Here is a 22643-nt window from a genome sequence, read left to right as displayed (position 1 = left end):
GACGGCTTCCCATGAGCATGGGACCGTAATCCGGCAAACATAACAAGTAAGGTGATGTTACCCCCTGCGACCGATCAAGCGAACGGACACGGAGGGTAACTGGATGTGCTGTATTGGATACTATTGCGGCGAACCGTTCTTCTGGGCAGCCACCTTTCTGATTTTGCTATGCCGTTTACCATACAAGAAGTAAACCCCTACGCCAAGGGCCATCCAAATGGCCAGCCGCTCCCAGCTTTGTACCGGCAAAGAAGCCATCATAGCGACGCAGACCACCACGCCCAAAACCGGCACCAGCGGCACCAACGGGGTACGGAACGGCCGAGGGGCTTCAGGATTTGTTTTCCGGAGCACTAAAATGCCTATGCATACCAGAACAAATGCGAATAAGGTGCCGATGCTTACCATATGGCCCAGATCTGACACTGGAACGAAGCCCGTGAAAATGCTTACGAATACCATGAATATCACATTGGTTTTCCATGGCGTTTGGCGTTTAGATAAGTCGGAGAAGAATTTAGGCAGTAAACCGTCTTTACTCATGGTATAGAAAACGCGGCTTTGGCCGAGCAGCATCACGAGCATCACGGATGTGTAACCCGTAAGGATAGCGATAATCAAGGCGGTATTCAGAAAGGTGTATCCGGTCTTTTCAAATGCTGTAGCTACAGGCTTGGCATCGCCGGCGAACATGGTGTAATGCTCAAGGCCGGTCATCACATAAGAAAAAAGCACATAGAGCACGGTACATACCAGCAACGATCCGATAATTCCTATGGGCATACCTTTCTGTGGGTTTTTGGCTTCCTGCGCCGCCGTACTGACGGCATCAAACCCTATGAAGGCGAAAAAGACGACGCCAGCGCCGCGCATGATGCCGCTGATGCCGAAATGGCCGAAATAGTCACTGTTGAAAAAGTCAAAAAAGCCCATCTGGCCTGACTTCACCAACTGTTCGCCCTCGTTTGCGGGAATAAAGGGAACGTGGTTTTCCGGGTTGATGAAACTCCAGCCCAAGGCAATGAACACCAGTACAACTGCAACCTTGACGACGACAAGGACGTTGTTGACCAACGACGATTCGCGCGTACCCCGCATCAGCAAAAGCGAAAGCAGGCATACAATGATGATGGCAGGGACATTGACAATGCCGCCTTCCCAAGGGCCATGGAGCAAACTTTCGGGGAGATGGATGCCAAATACAAGGAGTAATTGGTTGAAATACTGCGACCAACTGGAGGCGACGGTTGCAGCGCCCAACGCGTATTCGAGTACCAGGTCCCATCCGATAATCCAGGCAACAAACTCACCCATGGTGGCGTAAGAATAGGTATAGGCACTCCCTGCAACCGGAATCATGGCGGCGAACTCAGCATAGCATAGCCCTGCAAATGCACAGCCTAAAGCTGCCACGATAAAGGAAAGGGTCACCGCAGGTCCGGCATTTTCTGCCGCTGCAATGCCTGTCAAAGAGAAAAGACCTGCACCAATGATGGCGCCAACGCCCAACGCTACCAGTCCTCCGCTTGATAATGTCCGTTTAAGCGTACCTTCACCACTTTCAGCGGCTTCGGCAATCAATGTAGGAATCGATTTTTTAAATAACATATCGCTCTTTTCTTAATACAAATTCAGGTCTTGCCAGTTAGTAACGGCCAAACCTACAAATTTTTTGGTTTTAAACGCGTAATTTTTTATTTACAGCTTGGAAAGTACACAAAAAAGGGGATTCGCTGGTGCAAATCCCCTTTTTGTATTGTTGAATCGGCTTCAAGTAAATTAATATGTCAGTGTACTGGATGGATTGGCAGTGGTTTGGCTTGACGGAGTTGTTGCGGCTACGTGTTCTGTTTGTTGTTTTACGTCCGCTTTAGCTTGAAGGCCTTCCGTTACACTGATATGCGGTGCGATAACGAGTGATACGATGGACATCAGTTTAATCAGGATGTTCATGGATGGGCCGGACGTGTCTTTGAACGGATCGCCGACGGTATCGCCGGTTACCGATGCCTTATGCGCGTCTGAACCTTTGTATTCCATTTTGCCATTGATTTCCACGCCGGCTTCAAACGACTTCTTGGCATTGTCCCAAGCTCCGCCTGCGTTGTTCTGGAACATACCGAGCAATACGCCGGATACCGTTACACCGGCGAGCAGGCCGCCAAGGATTTCTGCCGAGGAAGTGTCGGCAAATACGCCTTTGAAGCCGAAACCCACCAGGATTGGTACAATGAGGGCTATCGCTCCCGGGAAAATCATTTCCCGGATGGATGCTTTGGTGGATATGGCTACACACTTATCATATTCTGGCTTTGCTTTGTATTCCATGATTCCTGGGATTTCGCGGAATTGGCGGCGGACTTCTTCAACCATGGCCATGGCTGCACGCCCAACGGCCGCGATGGCCAGCGAGGAGAAAATAAAGGGAATCATGGCTCCGATAAAGAGGGCACCCAATACCGGGGCTTTATAGAGATCGATGGAGTCTATCCCTGCAATGCCCACAAAGGCAGCAAAGAGTGCCAGTGCGGTTAACGCCGCCGAAGCGATGGCAAAGCCTTTGCCTGTGGCAGCGGTGGTATTGCCTACGGCATCCAGCTTATCGGTACGTTCGCGGACCTCCTTGGGCAGTCCGCTCATTTCTGCAATGCCGCCCGCGTTGTCTGCGATTGGACCGAAGGCATCGATAGCGAGCTGCATGGCCGTGGTGGCCATCATTCCGGCGGCCGCGATGGCCACGCCATACAGGCCGGCAAATGCGTAGGAGCTGATGATACCCGCAGCAAGGATGATAGTGGGTACAGCCGTGGATTCCATGCCGACGGACAGTCCGCCGATGATGTTGGTGGCATGGCCGGTGGACGACTGTTTAACGATGGAGCTGACCGGGCGTTTACCCATGGCGGTATAATATTCCGTAACAATACTCATCAGTGCGCCGACAATAAGGCCCACAACGATGGCGAAGAACACGTCAAGGGAACTGAAAGGTACACCCCGTAATTCCAACTGTTCCGGTAACAACCAACCTACCACAAAGTAGGAGGCGATGGCAGTAAATACGATGGAAGACCAGTTGCCCAGGTTTAATGCTTGCTGTACGTCTCCCTGGTCGTTGCTAACCTTGACCAATGCGGCACCGAGGATGGAGAAAATCAGTCCGAGCCCTGCAATGAGGATAGGAAGCAGGATGGGGGCGATGCCTCCGAAATTGTCGGCGGAAACGATTTCCCTGCCCAGCACCATGGTTGCCAAGATGGTGGCCACGTATGAACCGAATAAATCGGCGCCCATACCGGCTACGTCGCCCACGTTGTCACCTACGTTGTCTGCGATGGTCGCTGGGTTACGTACATCGTCTTCAGGAATACCGGCCTCAACCTTGCCAACCAAGTCGGCCCCCACGTCAGCGGCTTTGGTATAGATACCGCCGCCCACACGGGCGAACAGGGCAATGGACTCAGCACCCAACGAGAATCCCGCCAGTACTTCAAGGGCTTTCTCCATTTCAACGCCATTAACGCTGGATCCGGTGCTTACCACGTATAACTGGTAGAATATGATAAATAAGGCGCCCAAACCCAATACGGCGAGTCCGGCTACGCCGAGGCCCATTACCGTACCTCCGGTAAACGATACCTTCAGGGCCTTGGCAAGGCTGGTGCGCGCGGCCTGGGTGGTACGCACGTTGGCTTTGGTGGCGATATTCATGCCGATGTACCCCGCAAACGCGGAAGTGACCGCACCGATGATAAACGATATGGCAATCACCCAGCTGGACGTTTCCACGAGCGTGCCCGACCAAGCCAACAGGATGGCCGAAATGATCACAAAATAGGAGAGCACCTTCCACTCTGCTTTGAGGAAGGCCATGGCTCCTTCGGCAATATGGCCCGCAAGCGACCGCATATTGTCATCACCGGCATCCTGCCGGCTTACCCATGCTGACTTGGCAATCATTACAAAAATGCCGACGAGGCCCAGTACAGGAATCAGGTAAATCAAGTTGTCTTGTAGAAATTCCATTATAACCGATCAATAGTTTATAAATTGTTACATTTCTAAAATAGGTCTCCAAAGGGAGTCGCCAAAAATAAGATGCTTATTGCAATAATCAAATTTATTTGCACGATTTCGTCGGCAAGTCAAGGAGGCGGTTGAAAAGCGAAATGATAAGCCGGCATTCGGAGAGGAAGGCTGATTTAGGCAGACTGGATAATTCGGTCAGGTATCAAAGAAAAGGGGGCATTAGCGCCCCCCTTTCCGTTATCGGATGGTCCATAAATAGATGGTGTCGTTGCCTACTTCGATTTCCTTGTCGGCCTTCCAGTCGCCCATGTCGAAATCATGGGATACAATACGGCTGCCGGGTTTCAGCTCCTTCTGTAGTTTCGGACGCAATTTCAGGTTTACTGAAGGCAAGAGGTAGAGGGTTACCACGTTGGCTTTGCTGAAGTCAAAGTCGAAAAGATTACCTTCTACAAACCTTACCTTATCTTCTACGCCCGCTGCTTTGGCATTTTCTTTCGCTTCTTTAATGCGCTGTGGATTGAGATCGACCCCCACACCGGTAGCACCGAATTTTTTTGCGGCGGTAATCACGATGCGGCCGTCGCCGCAGCCCAGGTCGTACACTACGTCGCCCGCTTTGACACCCGCCAATTCGAGCATTTTCTCTACGGTTTCTTGATTGGTTGGCACATAGGGTACGTCCAGTGAGGGTTCTTGTGCGTATGCACCCGTGCATACGGCAACGAATAGCACCATTAACCAGTTTTTAAAAGTGTTCATCATGTTCATTTTTAGGGTTACACCATTTTTATTTGTTGTTTTGTCATTTATAGCATTGTTTAAATAAGCCATAGCTTAAACAGTCAAGTGTATCTATTGTTTCTGCTTGGGCTTGGCTATCAGTAAAAATAGCATGCCCGACAACAGTACACCTACCCCCACCAGCGCGCCGACACCGGTATAGGCCAGACTGGAATACAATAGGTATGCACAGGAACCGCAGAATATGATGGGGGTAACGGGATACCACGGAACCCTAAAGGGTCGGCGGATGTTGGGTTCTTTTACGCGGAGTACAAACAGCGCCAGGCCCGTGGCCAGAAAAAAGAACCAGAAAACAGGGGCCGTGAAGTCTACAATCGATTGGAATCCGTTCCGTGTGATGGCCCCGAGCCCAATTAATGCCATGGCGATAATCCCCTGCGTCAGCAACGCGTTGACCGGGGCAGATGTTTTTTTGTTCCATCGGCCCAGCCATGCGAAGACCGTGAAGTCCCGCCCAAGGGCATAATTGGTGCGCGCTCCGGTAAAAATGGTCGCATTAACGGAGGTAAGTGCTGCCATCACCACAAGCAGGCCGATGAACAATACGCCGGTTTCGCCCCAGGTTACCCGCATGAGGTCTATGCCCACCGCCTCTGAAGCGGCCATGCGTTCGATGCTCAGTGTTTTCAGGAACGCCCAATTGACCAGCAGATACAGCGTCGTAATAATGATGATGCTGAAGACCAGCACATGGACCATCTTACGGCTTCCCGACCGCAGTTCGGCGGAGATGTAGCCGGCTTCGTTCCAACCACCGAAGGTGAGCAGCACGAACACCATGGCCAATCCCATCGCACCGGTATTGCCTGATGCTGCAGCGGGGAGCGCTTCCAATGCTGCGGGGGAGGGCGATATAGACAGGCCAACAACGACCACACATAAGATGCCGATGAGTTCAATAGCAAAAAGTATGTTCTGTGTTCCTGTTCCGAAATGAACACCGAGGATGTTAACTGCCGTGAGCGAGGCTACAACCAGCGCAGCGAACACCGCCGATGAGTAGGGGCCTATCGCGTAAATCTGCGAGAGGTAGTCGCCAACAATATAAGCAAGTAATGCAATGGAGCCGGTTTGTATAATACTCATCCGGGCCCAAGCAAACAGAAAGGCCATCCGTTTGCCAAATGAACGCATGAGGAAATGATAATCACCCCCCGTATGCGGAAATGTGGTGCTCAGCTCCGCGTAGCATAACGCCCCTACAAGGGAGACGGCGCCGCCCAGCAGCCAAGCGGAGAAGAATAGTTCGGGACTACCCGTATTGGCCGCTACCAGTGACGGTGTGCGGAAAATACCAGCACCCACAACAATGCCGACAATGAGCGCCACGGCATCAATAACCCGGATGAGCGGCCTGGGTTCGCCACCAGTGTGTGCTGCATGATGTTGTGCTGGAGTTGTTGCGTTGCCATTCGCGGAGACAGGGGGGAAGGGACGGACAGGCGTGCTTTCTTTCATAAGCGCTTTACTACGATTGGTGTACGTAAGATACAAGTGAAGTGGCCCTTTGTTTTTTGGGGACGTGTAATATTTTTGTGGTGGTTGGTGGTTGGTGATTCGAGGTTGGTCAAAAGAAGCGCTCGTGAAAGTTAACCAGGAACAGTTCTTTGGTGGCCCGGGTACATGCGGTGTAAAGCCAACGGAGAAACTCCAGGTCAAGGAGCTCTTCCGTGAGGTACCCTTGGTCAACAAAAACGGCCTGCCATTGTCCGCCCTGGGCTTTGTGGCAGGTGATGGCCATGGCAAACTTGATTTGCAGCGCGTTGTAATAGGGGTCGGTTTTCATGACTGCCATACGTTCTTTCTTATCGGGGATGTCGGCGTAATCCGCCATTACCGCTTCAAACAGCCGCTGCTGGTCGGCATGGGCAAGGTTAGCGGAATCGGCATACAGCGTATCGAGCATAACCCGGCAGTCAACGGGCTCTATTTCATCTGAATCCATAAATTCCAGGCTTACATCGGCAAAGCGGAATCCGTGCTGCTCATGGACGTTGCGTACGCGGCGCACCTGAGCCATATCACCGTTGGCAATGAAGCCGCTCCGGTCTGAATCGGCGGTAAGCCAGTAGTAATTGTTGCGTACCACCATGATGCGGTCGCCCCCGGTCAGTTCTTCTTCCCTGAACAGGATGCGGTTGCGGATATGCTGATTATACAGGTTTGCGTTTTTGTTTGACCGGCAAATAACGATGGTGTTTTCAATGCCGTATTTTTCGTAGGCATAATGCAGGCCTTCTATGAGCCGTTCACCGGTCATGCGGTAGATATCGGGATAACCTGCTACCTTGAAATGCGGGAATGCGGGAGATACGGCATCGCGTTTCGCATGCTGTATCTGCTGCCGTATGGCCGTGGCGTTGAAGAGGATGCCCGAATCCTTTTCCTGGCGGACAACGTCGGTGAGTTCGTGCGTGAATACCTGCATCCCGAAGGCACCGGCAAGCCAGCGCGCATCCAGGGCCGGACTCTGTTGCAAGCCTACCGGCGGAAGCTGTGCGGTGTCGCCCACGAACAGCAACCGGCAGTTTTCGCCATTGTTGACATATTCAACCAGATCTTCAAGCAGGCTCTTTCCGTTGAATGCAAACCGCTCATTGGAAATCATAGAGGCCTCGTCTACGATGAAAAGCGTGTCGGTATGTGGGTTGTCTGCAAGGCCGAACGCCATATCGGGCGACAACGCCACTTTTTTCCGGTATATTTTCTTATGGATGGTTGATGCCTTCCTGCCGGCATAGCTGCTCATTACTTTTGCCGCCCGGCCGGTGGGAGCCAGCAAGACCGCACGCATGTGCAGGGATGGAAGCACGTTCACCAGCGTGCTGATGATGGTGGTTTTGCCGGTGCCCGCGTAACCGCGTAGTACAAAACAGCTTCCGGTGTCTGTACACGTCAGGAAATCAGCCAGCTGATGGAACGCTTGCTGTTGCTGTTCCGTGGGCTGTATGGGGAAACGGCTGGAGATCAATTCTGCGATACGCACAGCCAAAGGTACCCAAAAGTTTGGTCAAAATGATTTATCTGAGTATGTTTGCCCAACGAAAGGACAATGATGACGTATACTTCGGCAGATTTTGACAGGAACCAATCGGCGGACAGCACGTTATTGGTCCGCGCGGGCGACCATGGCAGCGCCGTAGCCATCATTGACAGCGAAAAGCGGCTGCAATTCCTTATGGAATACAGTACCACCGCCGTTCCGCAGAAAGTGGCAGACATTATGCGGTTGGATTTCAGGGAGGTGAAAATAGCGGTTCCTAATGGGCGCTATGCGTTTGTGCCGGCCGAAGTGTATGATAGCAGCCGTTTGAATGCCTATCAATATTATCTCCCGTCTGATGACCTGACGGAATCTGTTGTTGCGGATGTTCCGGAGCTGGCCATTAAGCTTGTGCACCAAACCGCACACATTGGCTTGGAGGCCTGGCAAGCGCGTTTTTCCCAAGCGCGTGTATACCCTGCCGTGGAAGTATTGTTGGGCGTACTTCTTGATTATGGCCGGAAAACGGAGGGCTTGACCATTGCGGTCGATAAACAGTCCGAGTCGACCAGCATTTGCATTTTTGATTCTGGTGATTTTATTTACGGTAATGATTTTGAGATACATCATGCAGATGACTTGAATTATTACTTGCTCCTGTTGCTACAACGTTTTGCAGTAGACCGGCAGCCAGCGTATTACCTGTCAGGCCAGGTTGAAGAGGGCGACGATTACCACCAGCGCTTATTGAAATATAGCAACCGGGTTGAGTTTGCCGACCCCTTGGACGCTGCGGGGATTACCGCAGCGGCAGGAAGCGTTGCTTCCCGGCATCGTTTTTTAACGCTTTTTGGGTTGTATTTATGCGGATAATCGGGGGGCACCACGCAGGTCTGCGGCTGCATCCACCGGCAAATCTTCCTGTGCGGCCGACGACCGATATGGCCAAGGAAGCATTGTTTAACACCTTGCAAAACCGCATGGATCTGACGGAGATACATGCGCTGGATCTGTTTGCGGGCACCGGTAACATTTCTTTTGAACTGGCTTCCCGGGGCGCAGCGCATGTGCTTGCGGTAGACGCGCATTTCAAATGTGTGCAGTATATTAACTCAACCGCGGGAAAACTGACCATGGATGCCGTTAAAGCGGTTAAGGCCGACGTATTGAAATTTATTACCTCATGCAGGGAAACCTTTGATTTTATTTTTGCGGATCCGCCCTATGACCTGGCCCAGCTTCCGCAGCTTCCCCAACTGATTTTCCATTATGGGTTACTGAAAGCCGGTGCACTGCTGGTGCTCGAACATGCGTCTACCCGGAAAATAGCAGCCCATCCCAACTGGGTAGAGACCCGCAAATACGGTTACTCGTCATTCTCCTTTTATCAGGCGTAAGCGATAAGCGCCTTTTTTGGCGACTTTTCAAGGGTTTGGAGAAAGCAATAAAATAATTTTAATTTTTTTAGATTTTTATTAAAAATCTATTAATTTTGTCGTCATTCATGTGTGCAGCCATTTGCGTAGTGCCCTGCACCCCTTGCAGGGCCACGCATTTGGTACTTCTACCACCTCAGACAATTCCTTTCCGGTTCGAATCGAATTTCAACATAATGAATAGCAGGATAGTAAAGCTCCAAAGAGAGGAGCCACCATAGCTTAAAAAGGGCAGTGGAATGCCAATAATGGGTACGATGCCGATGGTCATCCCGATATTGATGGCGAAGTGGAAAAAGAGGATGCACGCAACGCCGTAGGCATAGATGCGCGCAAAGGCCGTCCGTTGGCGTTCCGCAATATTGACGATGCGCAGGAGCAGGGTGAGGTAGATGCCGATGATGACCATACAGCCTACAAAACCCCATTCTTCGCCGATGGTGCAAAAGATAAAATCGGTACTCTGCTCGGGCACGAAATTGAATTTGGTCTGCGTTCCCTGTAGATAGCCTTTGCCCCAGAATTGCCCCGACCCAATAGCTATAATGGACTGGTTAAGGTTGTAGCCTTCGCCACGCGGGTCGTCAATTTTTCCCAATACAACGTCTATACGTGTACGTTGATGCGGCTGGAGTACATTTTGATAGACAAACTCAACACAAAACACATAGGTTGCGGCAATAACGAACAGCACCGCAAGCGAAGCGATTACTTTTCGTCTTTTCCGGAAAATGTAAATCCCGAAACCCGTTACAATGGCGAGGGCAATGATAATGGGCCATTGATTGAAGGCCAATGTGAGCACAAACAACAGGATGGACAGACCGCCTATAAGCATCCATTGGCCGGAGATATAGCCCTCCCGGTAGAATACAAACACAAGAGAGAAAAATACCAGTGCCGAGCCCGTATCGCGTTGAAGCAATACCAATACAACCGGCAGCAAAGCAATGGACGCCCCAACAAGGAGGTTTCTGAACGTCGGCGTTTTATTGCTTTGCGTACTGAGGTACCTTGCCAGCAAAAGACAGGTGGCCAGTTTGGCAAATTCGGAAGGCTGCAAGCGGAAGTTGCCCATGGGAATCCATGATTGATTGCCGCCTACATTACGTCCCACGGCCAGCACAACGACCAGCAGCACAATGGTAAGGGCGTATAGGAGGGGTGCGGCGGAACTGTAAAACTTGGCGTCTACGATAAGTATGGCCAAAGCAATAATCATGGCCGAGAAAATGTAAATTGATTGCTTGCCATAGTTGGTGTTCATGCTGAACAGGCCCGGGTACTCCGGATCAAAAACGGCCGCATGGATATTAAACCAGCCAATAATGCATAGCAGTAGCCATAATAGCACGGTAAACCAATCAACGTGCCCGCCAAATAGCCTATTCCGATTCGGGTTACTCATGCCTAAACCTATTTACGACAGCACTGTGGTGAACAAACGCGACATTTTCTTCTTTATTGCTTTCCGCCCGGTTGACGCTTGCCTGTTTCTGCGTTGACCCGGCCGTATCAGGGGCTTTCTTTTCCGTTGTTTTCAGTTTGGGCAGCAAGTTAGCGTTATATATCCGGTCTTGTATATATTTCGGCAGGGTGATGGTGTCTTTCAGGTACTTTTCCACAAGCATACTGGCAATGGGGCCGGCCCATGTGCCTCCGTAACCGGCGTTTTCCACGAACACGGCGATAGCAATCTTGGGGTTTTCGCGCGGGGCGAACGCAAAGAATACCGCATGGTTCTCACCGTGAGGGTTCTGGGCGGTGCCGGTTTTTCCACACATCTCGATATCGGCAATCCGGACGGAATATGCCGTTCCTCCGGGCATATTCACCGCACGGCTCAGCCCTTCAATAACGGGTTCGTAATAGGCGGGATCCACACCGGCCGATATCCGTTCGGTAAACTCGGGTTTGATGATTTTTTTCTCCCCGATGGCTTTGATAAGATGGGGGCGGTAGTAAAAGCCCCGGTTGGCTACAATGGCCATGATATTGGCCATCTGAAGCGGGGTTATACCCATTTCTCCCTGGCCGATAGATAAGGAGATGTTGAAGCTCGAGCCCCACTTGGTATTTCCGTATCGTTTCGTGTAATAATCTGCTGAAGGCAGGAGGCCGCTTTTTTCGCCAGGCAGGTCTATACCCAGTGGGTGCCCGATACCGAATTTCATCACGGCTTCCCGCCAGTGTTCATACGCCTTGGCCGATGGCATGCCGCGGTGATCAATCATCCGGGCATAGGTGTAGCCGAAATAGGTGTTACAGGAACGCTGGATGGCCGGCACAAGCGGGATGGAGCCGTCCACATGGGTACAACGCATAAACGCCCGTCCGCCGCCATATCGGTATCCTCCCGGACAGTGGAATACCGTGTTTGCGTTGATAACGCCCGCTTGCTGGGCGATAAGCGCAGCAACAACCTTAAATACCGAACCCGGGGGGTATTGTGCCTGTATTGGCCGGATAAACATGGGTTTATAGGGGTCATGCAACAACTTCATGTAGTTGTTGCCCCGCTCGCGCCCCACCATCATGTTGGGATCATAGCTTGGGCTGCTGACAAACGTCAGGATCTCGCCGGTGGAAGGCTCTATGGCTACCACACTGCCGATTTTATTGTGCATCAGTTTTTCGGCCAGCAGTTGCAAGTCCCTGTCCAGCGATGATACCAATCCTTCGCCCGCCACGGCCAGTGTGTCGTATTTGCCGTCGGCAAATACGCCCTGGGGCCGGTTAAACACGTCGACCATCACATTCTTCACGCCCCGCTGTCCCCGCAGCAACTCTTCATAAGCGCTCTCGACACCACTGGCGCCGATGTAATCCCCGGGGCGGTAAAACCCATTCGAACGCTCGATGTCGCGATCATTCACTTCCTGGATGTACCCTAAAAATTGGGCGGCGATACTGTCCGGGTAACTCCGTACCGTCCGGTTCTGCACGTAGAAGCCCCGGAACTTGTATAAATGCTCCTGAAGTTTGGCGTAGGCTGTTGCGGGAATCTGCTTTTCAAACTGTGATGCTTTGTACGGCGAATAACTCCTTGCCTTTTCCATGCGGCGTTTGAACCCCTCCATGTCTATTCCCACCAGCTCGCAAAGCAGTGCCGTATCGATATTCTTAACCTCCCTGGGCGTTACCAGCAGGTCGTAAACCGGTTCATTCTGCACCAGCACCTCGCCGTTTCGATCCAGAATTACTCCCCGGGCCGGATAAATAATCATCTTACGCAACACATTATTGTTGGCGGATAGCAGGTATGAATCATCTACGACCTGCAGATAAAACAGCCGTGCCGTTATGATGACCGCTACGGCAATGAAGATGCCCTGAATAATATATTTCCGTTCGAAAAGACCGTTCATTTACGCGGAAGATGTTTCGGTGACCCTGCTTTCAACGCTGTTTTCTCCGGTAAAACAGCAAGCTGAACAACATGATGATAACGACTGTAAATATACAACTTAATAAAATACGGATTAATGTGTAATGGAATTGATGGAAAGAGAAGGCTTCCACCATGAACAACACGGAATGATGGATTAGGGTGAGTAATACGGTATAAAGGAAAAACCACCTGAACGGTACATTGCCCCAAAGCGGTGTCATGTAGTTTTCATAGTGGTCCGTTTGCAGGGTGATACGGATGAAGGCGATGCGCGCCCAGGCAAGTGCTGCGGACGCCGCTGCATTGACCCCCAGGGTGTCGTAAAACGCATCTACCGAGATGCCCATGACAAAGGCCAGGCAATACAGCATGAAATTGGACATGCCGACGGGAAGAAGGAGGATGAACAGGATATAGGGAAAAGGGGTAGCCAGGTTGTAATATCCGATGTTTTTGAACAGGAAAACCTGCAGCATCAGCAGCACAATGAAACGGGCGATATTGAATACCAAAAGCCTAGCCATTATCGTCATTCAGGGATTCCAGCTCCGTTTTTTCGTCAGCAAAATAATCTTCCACGACATAAACGTGCTGCAGGTTATGGAATGGGGTGCTCAATTCGATTTTAATGTCAAGAAAGCTGTCTCCTCCTGAGATTCCGGTTTCAATGACCCGGCCTATCAGGATGCCGGGAGGAAATAGGGAGTATCCGGAGGTATATACGCGTTCGCCCTTTCGTACTTTCACATGGTTGGGGATGTCTTTGAGCATGGCCTTGCGCGCATCGTAGTTGTCGCCCCACACCAACGAACCGAACGTCTGGCTGTCTTCCAGGGAAGCGCTAATGCGGGTTTCGCTGTGCAAAAGCGACTGCACGGTTGAAAAGTGCGGCGATACATTGAGCACAATGCCGACTATTCCATTGGCCGATATGACGCCCATGCCTTTTTTTACGCCATGCCTTGTTCCTTTGTCTAGCGTAATATAGTTGTTCTTCTGATGAATGCTGTTGTTAGTTACCTTGGCGACGATATAATGGTATTGCACATCGCGCAATGTATCGCTGGTCATCCCGCGCTCCACGCTATCGGGTGTGATATAATACTGCAATTTTTTGCGCAGCGCTGCATTTTCTTTGGCCAGCAGGGCGTTTTCTTCAGCCAGGTGAAGGTAACTTCTCCACCCATTGATTTCTGCATACGCGCCACCGATTAGCTGGTTGGATGAATTGATTGCTGAGGCACGCTGAAAGGTGTTGTTCTGTACCACCAGGTAGAAGGCCACCCCGAAAAATACGATGAAAAGGAAAAATGCATTGTACTTATGGAGAATTAGCCAAAGGTTCTTCATACCCGGGTCTTTTGCTTGGTGCTTATGCGCTAAAGCTGCCTGCTACGTTATGCGTTTTATGCGGTACGCGCGTTATGTCGTAGGTCTGCAGCCTATTGCTTGCAGCCTGTTGTTATATCGCCCCTACTGCATCAAAAATTTAAACGTGCCGATGTTTTTCAGTGCAATGCCGGTGCCTCTGACCACGGCGCGTAGGGGATCTTCCGCAACATGGACGGGCAACTTGGTTTTTGCCTGGATACGCTTATCCAGCCCGCGCAGTAAAGCCCCGCCTCCGGTGAGGTAAATGCCGGTCTGGTAAATATCGGCTGAAAGTTCAGGTGGCGTGATTTCCAGTGCTTTTAAAATAGCTTCTTCGATTTTGGAAATGGATTTGTCGAGGCAATGGGCAATCTCGGTATAAGACACCGTAATCTGTTTTGGCACACCCGTCATCAGGTCGCGCCCCTGCACGGCGAAGTCCGCCGGAGGGTCCTGCAGTTCGGGCAAGGCAGAACCAACTTCAATCTTGATCTTTTCGGCTGTCCGATCGCCTATCATAATATTATGCTGCCTCCGGATATACTGCACGATGTCAGAATCGAAGTTGTCGCCGGCTACACGGATAGACTGGTCGCACACAATGCCGGATAGGGCAATCACAGCAATTTCGGTTGTACCTCCGCCGATATCGATGACCATGTTGCCCATGGGTTCCTCCACATCAATGCCAATGCCCACCGCGGCGGCCATGGGCTCATGCACCAGGTACACTTCTTTGGCACCCGCTATTTCGGCAGAGTCGCGCACGGCGCGCTTTTCGACTTCGGTTATCCCCGATGGGATGCAGATGACCATACGCAAAGAGGGAAAAAACCATCCCTTGCCGTTGTTGACCATCTTAATCATACCCCGTATCATGTGTTCGGCTGCATTGAAATCCGCGATAACCCCGTCTTTTAATGGCCTCACCGTACGGATATTATCGTGTGTTTTGCCCTCCATTTGCATGGCCTGCCGGCCGATGGCTATTACTTTGTTCGTGGTGCGATCGAACGCGACGATAGAAGGCTCGTCTACCACCACCTTATCGTTATGGATGATCAATGTATTGGCCGTACCTAAATCAATAGCAACTTCCTGTGTAAACCAGTTAAACAACCCCATGTGCTAACTCAATATGATGTTTTTCAATTAATGTGCAAACCTACCAAAAAAACCGATAACTTTAGCCAGCATTAATTGATTTATTCTGTTTTATATTGAAACACCGGTTTATTTACCTAACCAACAATGAAAACCTGCTTAACCATTGCTTTTTGGGCTTTATTCCCATTTAGTTTGCTTGCCCAGGACTTCAAATTCGGCTCCCTGATGCCGGAAGATATCAAGCTGGCCAAGTATGACCTCGACAGTTTTTCCAACGCGGCCGTCTTGAACGAATATGGCCGGGCGTTTATGGTGTATAATGACACCAAGGGAATGACGGAAATTATGTTTGAACACCACGTGCGCATCAAGTTGTTTAACCGCGACGGCTATAAGCATGCCGAGGTGGTAATACCCATTTATAAAAATGAAACCGGAGAACACGTGGAAACCATCTCGGATTTGCAGGCGGTGACCCTCAATGTGGTGGATGGCCGTATCGTATCTGTGCCGTTGGACAAAAACCAGGTGTTTAAAGAAAATGTGAGCAAATACCGGACAGACGTTAAATTCACGTTTCCCGACTTGCAGGAGGGAAGTATCGTGGAGTATTCTTACCGCTTGCTATCACCCCATATCTTCAATTTCAGAACATGGCAGCTGCAGGAGGATATCCCCAAGGTGAACAGTACCTATGTGGCCGTTATCCCAAGCATGTATAATTACAATGTGATTCTGCGCGGACCGTATCCGCTTACGACCAATAACGCCAAGGTTAATCGGGGAGGATTCCGGATAGCTGGAAAGGACATCGATTGCTCGCAAATGACCTGGGGGATGCAGCACATCCCCGCTTTTGTAGCGGAAGATTATATGACGGCGGCAAGCAATTTCAAATCAGCTATTTATTTTGAGTTGTCTGATATATACCGCCTCAATGGTTCCAATATAAAAATAACTAAAGACTGGAAGGATGTAGACCGGGAACTGACAACCAATACGGACTTTGGTGGCCAGCTTAAACGGGAGCAAGTGTTTAAGGATGTGCTGCCGGCTGTCTTGGCCGGAACTGCCAACGAGTTGGACAGGGCCAAAGCGGTATACCGGTACATTCAACAGCATATCAGGTGGAACCGTTACCTCGGGAAGTATAGCGAAAATGGGATAAAGAACGCCCTGGAGCGCCGTTCAGGGAATATCGGCGACATCAATCTGGCGTTGGTGACCGGTCTCACGGCCGCCGGACTGGAAGCGGAAGCGGTGATGCTGTCTACCCGCGACAACGGGCTGGTAAATAGCCTGCACCCGGTATTGAGTGATTTCAACTATGTGGTGGCTAAAGTGAACATCGGTAACGCATATTACCTGCTGGATGCTTCGGATCCCCTGCTGCCGTTCGGACTGCTTCCCTTGCATTGCATCAATGGACAGGGGCGGGCGGTACCGCTCAAAAGGCCTTCCTATTGGATAGATCTGGTTGCCGCCCAGCCATCGCGGACACAGTATACGCTTTCGGCTGAACTGCAGCCCGACGGGGTGCTGAAAGGGAATTTGACTGCCTCGGCATCCGGATACGCCGCGCTCCATAAGCGCCGCGAGCTGGCTCATTACAATACGGTGGATGAGTATATTGAAATGGTTGACGAACGGTGGCCGAACATCAGTATTACCCATGGTGATATCCGTGGCGTTGACAGCTTGGACCAGTTGCTGACCGAAATTTATGATATCGAAATGAAGTTATACGACGAAACAGGGCAACCGACGCTTTTTTTTAACCCCTTTTTTCTGAACCGGGTCGGTAAAAATCCGTTTAACCTGGACGAACGGACATACCCCGTTGACATGGGGGCCGCACGCGAAGACCGGGTAGTCATGAACATCAGATTGCCTGACAACTATGAAGTAGTGTCTATGCCAGACGACCGCAATATGGCTCTGGAGGATAATGGAGGGAGGTACATCGGTCAGATCAGGCGTGATGGCAATATGCTTAGCTTCCAGCAGCTGTTGTCGCTGAACCGGCCGATGTATACGCCGGAGCATTATTTTTCGTTAAAAGAGTTTTTTGGCAGGATTATCCAGCACGAAAAAGTGGATGTTGTGTTACGTAAGGTGGAGGCACGATGAGAAACATGATTTGCCTGCTTGCGCTGCTTTTGGTAAGCCAAGCCCGGGGACAGTCCGATTATGCCGTTGGCCATCTTACAGATGTGCTGAAAAACCGGGCCGATGCGGTGGTGCGCCATGAAACGATTAACGTAGACATGCAATCGCCGACCCGCGTGCGGTATGCGGTGAAGCGAGCGATAACGGTATTCAACCGGGCGGGCGAAGCGAAGGCCCGGCTGGTGCTTCATTACGACAAAAGCACAGCTATTAAGCGCATCGCCGGCCGGGTGTTCGACGCCAACGGATTCCAAACGGGAAAATTTTCCCAACGTGATTTTCGTGACGAAAGCGCGGTAAGCAGCGTCTCCTTATATGAAGACAGCCGCAGGAAACATTTCCTGCCGTCGGTGACGAGTTATCCGTTTACGGTGGAATATGACTTTGAAGTGGAGCTTAAACAAAACCTGATTATCCCCGCATGGCGGCCAAACGCCCATTCCGATGTTGCCGTAGAACACAGCGAATACACCTTTGTTTATGATCCGGCCGAACAGGTGCGTATCCGGACGGCCAACTATGAAGGGGCACCTGAATCCGGTATGGTGGACGGGCGGAAAGTGCTTTCATGGCGGGTTAACAATATGCCCGCCCGCCGCCAAGAGCCTTATGGCCCCGATCCGGAAACCTACGTTACTACGGTGCGGATAGCGCCGGTGGAGTTTTCTTATTATAAACACAAAGGACGTTATACCGACTGGAATGAATTGGGGCATTGGATGTATGGCGCATTGCTTTCCGACGGCCGTACACTGCCTGCGCCTACGGTGCAGGAGGTGCGGTCTCTGGTGGCCGAAGCAGCGTCAGACAAGGAAAAAGCACGCATTCTTTATGATTACCTGCAACGTAAGACACGTTACGTCAGCGTGCAGATTGGTATCGGCGGGTTCAAGCCGATGCCGGCCAGCGAAGTGGATAGACTGGGATATGGCGATTGCAAAGCGCTGGTTAATTACATGCAGGCGTTATTGGATGTCGTAGACATTCCCTCTTATTATTGCGTTGTGCAGGCTGGTAACGCGAAACGCGATATCCAGGCCGACTTCGCGGGCATGGAACAGGGCAATCATGTGATTTTGTGCATACCTTTTGCCAACGATACCACCTGGCTGGAATGCACCAGCCAACGGATTCCGTTTGGTTACCTGGGCACTTTTACAGATGACCGAACCGTTTGGGCGTGCACCCCTGAAGGAGGGAGGGTACTACGCACTCCCGGCTTTAACGCAGAAGAAAGTACCCAGGTCCGCCAAGCGGTACTGACGCTGGGTGCCGACGGCACTGTTGCAGGGAGCGTGAAAACGGTTTTTTCTGCAGGACAATATGATAATCACTTGGAAATTGCGGGGACCAGCGGCCAAGAGCAGCTGAAGCTGCTTAAAGAAGCTTATGACATCGATCATATCACCTTCAGCAATATCGCATATGACAAACGGTTGGACGGGCAACCCGAACTGGAAGAAACCTTTGAGGTAAACCTGGATCGGTATGCGCCGGAAAACGATGGCCAGGTGTTTCTCGTGACCAACGTGTTTAATCGCCGTGGCATGGTGCCAGAAGTGAAAAACCGGACGTTGCCGCTGTATATCAACCGAGGATACACCGATGAAGATCAGCTAAACTATACACTGCCTGAAGGATACCTGCTTATATCGGGGCCAACGGCCATGGAGTTAGACAGTCCGTTCGGCCGGTACGAAACCACCGTTCGGCAGGAAGGGAACCAACTGCTGGTTTACCGCAGGCTCACGGTCTACGGGGGGACGTTTGCTTCCGAAAAGTATGAGGCGTTCCGCGAATTTATGAACCGTATTGCGGTGCTGGATAATCAGAAATCGGTATTGGCCAGAAGGTAACGGGGATATTATTCGTTCACGAGCACGCCGATATAAAAGTTAAAGGTGTCTACCTCAAGATTGTCACGCGTTAGTCCGGGTATGGCGACGGGTGTCAGGCGCCGCGTGGGTTGGATAACGTGGTATTTACCACCCCCCGCGCGGATACGCACCGGCATGTCGAACCTGGGTTCATCTGCTGTCCACCTGCAAAACGCCCTCCCGTCCGCGTTGAAATAAAATTCCAAGGTCGGGATGTTGGCATGCCGAACGTACTGTGCGTAAACACTGGACAGATCTTTGCCGGAATGCTTGCTGATGTAGTTGACCACGTCCTCGTAGTCAACCGTGCGGTGATAAAACTCTTTATTGAGGCCCCGGAGTATCTGCCGCCATTTTTCATCGTCGTCAATGATGGTGCGTACCATGTTATGCAACACGCCGCCTTTATTGTACATGTCGCCGGATCCTTCGTTATTGACATGGTAGTTGCCGATGATGGGGGCGAGGTTCTGTATACCCCGGCGGTTGCCGTGGATATACTCCTGTCCGGCCTGTTTACCGAAATGATAATCGATGTATAACGATTCGGAATAGTTCGTGAAACTCTCATGTATCCACATATCCGCAAGGTCCTTGGAGGTGATGCTGTTGCCGAACCATTCGTGCCCCGCCTCGTGGATAATGATGAAATCCCATTTGTTGCCCCAGCCGGTGCCCGAGCCATCCGTGCCGAGATAGCCGTTCTGGTACCTGTTGCCATAAGCGATGGCGCTCTGGTGTTCCATGCCAAGGTGGGCCGTCTCTACGAGCTTGAAACCGTCTTCATAAAACGGGTACGGGCCGAACCAATATTCAAAGGCACGCAGCATAGGCTTAATATTTGCATCGAAATGCGGCCTGGCTTTGGCCTCGTTTTCTCGGAGCACCCAATAGTCGAGATCGAGCACACCGTTTTCTCCGTGGAAGGTATCGGCAAAATGCACGTAGTCACCAATGTTCACGGCTACATTATAGTTGTTGATGGGGTTGCTTACGAACCAGTCAAACCGTGTATAGCCGTTGTCCAGAGCGGTTTGGCCCCGGAACCGTCCGTTTGATACATTAGTCAGCCCGGTGGGGACGCTGATGCTGATAAGCATGCTGTCAACCTCGTCCGACAGGTGGTCTTTATTCGGCCACCAAACACTTGCGCCAAGTCCCTGGCAGGCTGTGGCAATCCAGTGCTTGCCGTTACTGTCTTTTTTAAAATCAAAGCCGCCATCCCAGGGTGCCCGTTTAGCTTGTACGGGATGCCCTTGATAATACACGGTGAACGAATCCAATTGTCCCGCTTTAATGGTACGGGGAAAGTCGACAAATACTGCATGGTACTCGCGTTTAAAGGGTAGTTCCTGCCCGTGGTATACCACCTTGTCTATCCGCAGATTATCGAAGAGATCAAACTGCAGGCGTGAAAAGTCACTTGTTGCGGTAAACCGGAATAGGTTGGAGCCATTGATGTGGCGCTTGTCCGGATCGACGGCAACGTTAAGGTGATAATAATTGATATCATAACAAGTGCGCAGTGGCGTCAGCTGGCCGCGCAGCGAATCCGCGCGGCTGAACAATTTGCTGGCGGGCACAAACAGTTGTGCGTGGCTCGTTGCTGATACAGCGGCAAGGAATAAGATGATGACAAACTGTTTCATTTCCGGATTATTGATGGCTGCCAAAAGGCAGGCGTGCGTGCTGGGATTTTTATTACGTCACCAAAAGTAATAAATGATGGTAATATATGAAATGGGATGGCTCGAATAGACTGGCGTTACGACGGTTACAGACGTTCTTTCCGGCGTTGAAAATAGGCGGAAATCTGGTCAACTGTAAACGTATTAAGGCAATTGCCGGCGGACAGTCCCCCTTTTCGGGCTGCATAGACGCCATACTGCATATCGCGGAAGCCTCCGTTGCGGTGTGCATCAGGGTTGATGGATAGTAGCACGCCTTTTTCCACGGCATAACGGTGCCATCGCCAGTCAAGGTCGAGACGCAGTGGGTTTGCATTGATTTCTATAACCACCCCGTTGGCGGCGCAAGCATCGATAACTCGCCGGTAATCTATGGGATAACCAGACCGGCTGAGCAACAGGCGCCCCGTTGGATGACCAAGGATGGTAGTATATGGGTTTTCGATAGCATTGATCAGACGGATCGTAGCTTTTCCGGCATCCATCTTAAAGTTACTATGCACGGATGCCACCACAAAGTCGAATCCGGCGAGGATATCATCGGGATAATCCAATGAACCATCGGCCAGAATATCCGACTCAATGCCTTTGAATATCCGGAAGGGCGACAGGCTGGCATTGAGGGCATCGATTTCTGCCCATTGTTGTTGTACGCGCTCGACACCCAGTCCATTGGCATAGACCGCCGTGCGGGAATGGTCGCAGATCCCCAGGTATTCCAATCGCAGTTCGTCACGGCAATACAGGGCCATTTCTTCCAGCGTGTTTACTCCATCGCTGTACGTACTGTGGTTGTGCAGTGCTCCCCGGATATCGGCATAGTTGATGAGGGTGGGCAGGTGGCCTGTTTTAGCCAAGGCCAGCTCATTGGTGCCCTCACGCAATTCGGGCTCAATGTATTGTAGCCCCAGCGATTTGTAGATGGCCGCTTCAGTGTCAAAATCGGGCAGTTGCTGCTCCTGCAGGAGATCGTCCAACTGCCGCAGGTGTTCGTCCGATCCAGTGGCAATGAGCAATTGCCTGTGGAAAGAGGTGGGATCTGCCGGTGTAAAGCGGAACGGGACGCCTGTTTCGTGTGTGGCCTCCAGTAAATGCGGATCATCCGATATTCGGGTAACCAGCATACCGGCTTTCGCGACGGCGTCAGCCAATTCGCCGTGTGAAGCCTCAATGACTACATCAACGGTTTGCAGCACTTCGCATTTCCGGCGGAATTCGCCTGCATAGGAGAGCCTCCGATCTATGGGAAGCACGTCCCGGAGGATGGCCAGGACATCTTCCGCCAGTTTTTCAACATTTGCATAAAGGAACCAACCATGGTTGGCGATGGAAAACTCGATGGCTTTCTTGATTTCTTCCTGTGTTCTGAGGCCGAAACCCTTGGCCTCCACCAGTCGGTTCTCGTTGCATGCATAGTATAATTCGCCCGTGCTTTCGATACCCAGTGTCTGCCATATCACTTGTATCTTTTTAGGCCCGAGCCCTTTGATACGCAACATCTCCAATACACCTTCCGGCGTGGCTGCTAACAGGTTGTCCAATTCGGGAAATGTACCACTGGCCAGCAATGATTCGATTTTTTGGGCGGTACTTTTTCCTATCCCCGGCACTTCGGCCAGTGTCCCCACAGTATCGGGTGTGATCATGAACGGTAGCTTGTCCAGCTTAAAAGCTGCCGCCGCCATTGCCTTGGTCCGGAAGGGATTGTCCCCATGCAATTCCATCAACTGTGCATAAAACCTGATGGCTTTTGCAATCGCCTTGTTATCCATGGCGGTAAAATTA

16 protein-coding genes are annotated in these 22643 nt (G+C 51.2%); 4 read left to right on the top strand and 12 right to left on the bottom strand.

The genetic code is table 11. The features are described 5' to 3' along the window. Nucleotides 1-120 precede the first annotated feature (120 nt). From BM030_RS06955 to BM030_RS06935, 5 genes are all read right to left on the bottom strand, one after another. Complete coding sequence (locus BM030_RS06955; RefSeq protein ID WP_090972592.1) at nucleotides 121-1608, bottom strand: amino acid permease; 1488 nt, start codon at nucleotides 1606-1608, stop codon at nucleotides 121-123. A 171-nt stretch (nucleotides 1609-1779) separates the two neighbouring features. Then, complete coding sequence (locus BM030_RS06950; RefSeq protein ID WP_090972590.1) at nucleotides 1780-4026, bottom strand: sodium-translocating pyrophosphatase; 2247 nt, start codon at nucleotides 4024-4026, stop codon at nucleotides 1780-1782. A 240-nt stretch (nucleotides 4027-4266) separates the two neighbouring features. Further along, a complete protein-coding gene (locus BM030_RS06945) occupies nucleotides 4267-4794 on the bottom strand; it encodes an SAM-dependent methyltransferase (protein WP_244518740.1) in 528 nt (175 codons plus the stop codon). A 90-nt stretch (nucleotides 4795-4884) separates the two neighbouring features. Beyond that, nucleotides 4885-6294, bottom strand: a complete 1410-nt coding sequence (locus BM030_RS06940; protein WP_090972588.1) for an APC family permease — start codon at nucleotides 6292-6294, stop codon at nucleotides 4885-4887. 109 nt (nucleotides 6295-6403) lie between these two features. Then, complete coding sequence (locus BM030_RS06935) at nucleotides 6404-7822, bottom strand: ATP-dependent DNA helicase (protein ID WP_090972717.1); 1419 nt, start codon at nucleotides 7820-7822, stop codon at nucleotides 6404-6406. A 66-nt stretch (nucleotides 7823-7888) separates the two neighbouring features. Between BM030_RS06935 and BM030_RS06930 the strand changes: the two genes are divergently transcribed. Together BM030_RS06930 and BM030_RS06925 are read left to right on the top strand one after the other, a co-directional pair. After that, nucleotides 7889-8692: a DUF3822 family protein gene (locus tag BM030_RS06930; protein ID WP_090972586.1), complete on the top strand. Its 804-nt coding sequence runs from the start codon at nucleotides 7889-7891 to the stop codon at nucleotides 8690-8692. Then, on the top strand, nucleotides 8683-9216 hold the full coding sequence (locus tag BM030_RS06925; RefSeq protein WP_090972583.1) for an RsmD family RNA methyltransferase: 534 nt from the start codon (nucleotides 8683-8685) through the stop codon (nucleotides 9214-9216). The genes BM030_RS06930 and BM030_RS06925 overlap by 10 nt, the downstream gene beginning before the upstream one ends. A gap of 175 nt (nucleotides 9217-9391) precedes the next feature. On the opposite strand, the gene rodA is transcribed toward BM030_RS06925, so the two are convergent. The 5 genes from rodA to BM030_RS06900 form a co-directional block, all read right to left on the bottom strand. Beyond that, nucleotides 9392-10663 (bottom strand): rod shape-determining protein RodA, encoded by a 1272-nt coding sequence (rodA, locus tag BM030_RS06920; RefSeq protein WP_090972581.1) that lies wholly within the window; start codon nucleotides 10661-10663, stop codon nucleotides 9392-9394. Continuing rightward, nucleotides 10656-12623, bottom strand: coding sequence for a penicillin-binding protein 2 (mrdA, locus tag BM030_RS06915; RefSeq protein WP_090972577.1), 1968 nt, complete (start codon nucleotides 12621-12623; stop codon nucleotides 10656-10658). Before mrdA ends, rodA begins: the two co-directional genes overlap by 8 nt. Before the next feature lie 31 nt (nucleotides 12624-12654). After that, entirely contained in the window at nucleotides 12655-13170 is a 516-nt protein-coding gene (locus BM030_RS06910; RefSeq protein ID WP_090972715.1) for a rod shape-determining protein MreD, read from the bottom strand. Beyond that, on the bottom strand, nucleotides 13163-13996 hold the full coding sequence (gene mreC / locus BM030_RS06905; protein WP_090972575.1) for a rod shape-determining protein MreC: 834 nt from the start codon (nucleotides 13994-13996) through the stop codon (nucleotides 13163-13165). The genes BM030_RS06910 and mreC overlap by 8 nt, the downstream gene beginning before the upstream one ends. Before the next feature lie 123 nt (nucleotides 13997-14119). After that, nucleotides 14120-15142, bottom strand: coding sequence for a rod shape-determining protein (locus BM030_RS06900; protein WP_090626315.1), 1023 nt, complete (start codon nucleotides 15140-15142; stop codon nucleotides 14120-14122). Nucleotides 15143-15268: 126 nt separating this feature from the next. On the opposite strand from BM030_RS06900, the gene BM030_RS06895 reads away from it, so the two are divergent. Both BM030_RS06895 and BM030_RS06890 read left to right on the top strand, forming a co-directional pair. Continuing rightward, nucleotides 15269-17254, top strand: a complete 1986-nt coding sequence (locus BM030_RS06895) for a DUF3857 domain-containing protein (RefSeq protein WP_090972573.1) — start codon at nucleotides 15269-15271, stop codon at nucleotides 17252-17254. Further along, a complete protein-coding gene (locus BM030_RS06890) occupies nucleotides 17251-19149 on the top strand; it encodes a DUF3857 domain-containing protein (RefSeq protein WP_090972571.1) in 1899 nt (632 codons plus the stop codon). The genes BM030_RS06895 and BM030_RS06890 overlap by 4 nt, the downstream gene beginning before the upstream one ends. 8 nt (nucleotides 19150-19157) lie before the next feature. Here the strand turns inward: BM030_RS06890 and BM030_RS06885 are convergent, their stop codons facing one another. Then, nucleotides 19158-20819 (bottom strand): M1 family metallopeptidase, encoded by a 1662-nt coding sequence (locus tag BM030_RS06885; RefSeq protein ID WP_090972569.1) that lies wholly within the window; start codon nucleotides 20817-20819, stop codon nucleotides 19158-19160. 125 nt (nucleotides 20820-20944) lie between these two features. Then, complete coding sequence (locus BM030_RS06880) at nucleotides 20945-22630, bottom strand: helix-hairpin-helix domain-containing protein (protein WP_090972567.1); 1686 nt, start codon at nucleotides 22628-22630, stop codon at nucleotides 20945-20947. Nucleotides 22631-22643 lie beyond the last annotated feature (13 nt).

The organism is Parapedobacter composti, assembly GCF_900112315.1.
GTDB classification, from domain to species: domain Bacteria; phylum Bacteroidota; class Bacteroidia; order Sphingobacteriales; family Sphingobacteriaceae; genus Parapedobacter; species Parapedobacter composti.
This window is presented reverse-complemented; position numbering and strand designations above follow the sequence as displayed.

What these genes read in the sequence shown, in the direction of transcription:
- BM030_RS06880 (WP_090972567.1), bottom strand. Translation starts at nt 22,630, where the DNA reads ATGGATAACAAGGCGATTGCAAAAGCCATCAGGTTTTATGCACAGTTG.
- BM030_RS06930 (WP_090972586.1), top strand. Translation starts at nt 7,889, where the DNA reads ATGATGACGTATACTTCGGCAGATTTTGACAGGAACCAATCGGCGGAC.
- BM030_RS06895 (WP_090972573.1), top strand. Translation starts at nt 15,269, where the DNA reads ATGAAAACCTGCTTAACCATTGCTTTTTGGGCTTTATTCCCATTTAGT.
- BM030_RS06900 (WP_090626315.1), bottom strand. Translation starts at nt 15,142, where the DNA reads ATGGGGTTGTTTAACTGGTTTACACAGGAAGTTGCTATTGATTTAGGT.
- mreC (WP_090972575.1), bottom strand. Translation starts at nt 13,996, where the DNA reads ATGAAGAACCTTTGGCTAATTCTCCATAAGTACAATGCATTTTTCCTT.
- BM030_RS06925 (WP_090972583.1), top strand. Translation starts at nt 8,683, where the DNA reads ATGCGGATAATCGGGGGGCACCACGCAGGTCTGCGGCTGCATCCACCG.
- BM030_RS06955 (WP_090972592.1), bottom strand. Translation starts at nt 1,608, where the DNA reads ATGTTATTTAAAAAATCGATTCCTACATTGATTGCCGAAGCCGCTGAA.
- BM030_RS06910 (WP_090972715.1), bottom strand. Translation starts at nt 13,170, where the DNA reads ATGGCTAGGCTTTTGGTATTCAATATCGCCCGTTTCATTGTGCTGCTG.
- mrdA (WP_090972577.1), bottom strand. Translation starts at nt 12,623, where the DNA reads ATGAACGGTCTTTTCGAACGGAAATATATTATTCAGGGCATCTTCATT.
- BM030_RS06890 (WP_090972571.1), top strand. Translation starts at nt 17,251, where the DNA reads ATGAGAAACATGATTTGCCTGCTTGCGCTGCTTTTGGTAAGCCAAGCC.
- BM030_RS06940 (WP_090972588.1), bottom strand. Translation starts at nt 6,294, where the DNA reads ATGAAAGAAAGCACGCCTGTCCGTCCCTTCCCCCCTGTCTCCGCGAAT.
- BM030_RS06885 (WP_090972569.1), bottom strand. Translation starts at nt 20,819, where the DNA reads ATGAAACAGTTTGTCATCATCTTATTCCTTGCCGCTGTATCAGCAACG.
- rodA (WP_090972581.1), bottom strand. Translation starts at nt 10,663, where the DNA reads ATGAGTAACCCGAATCGGAATAGGCTATTTGGCGGGCACGTTGATTGG.
- BM030_RS06945 (WP_244518740.1), bottom strand. Translation starts at nt 4,794, where the DNA reads ATGATGAACACTTTTAAAAACTGGTTAATGGTGCTATTCGTTGCCGTA.
- BM030_RS06950 (WP_090972590.1), bottom strand. Translation starts at nt 4,026, where the DNA reads ATGGAATTTCTACAAGACAACTTGATTTACCTGATTCCTGTACTGGGC.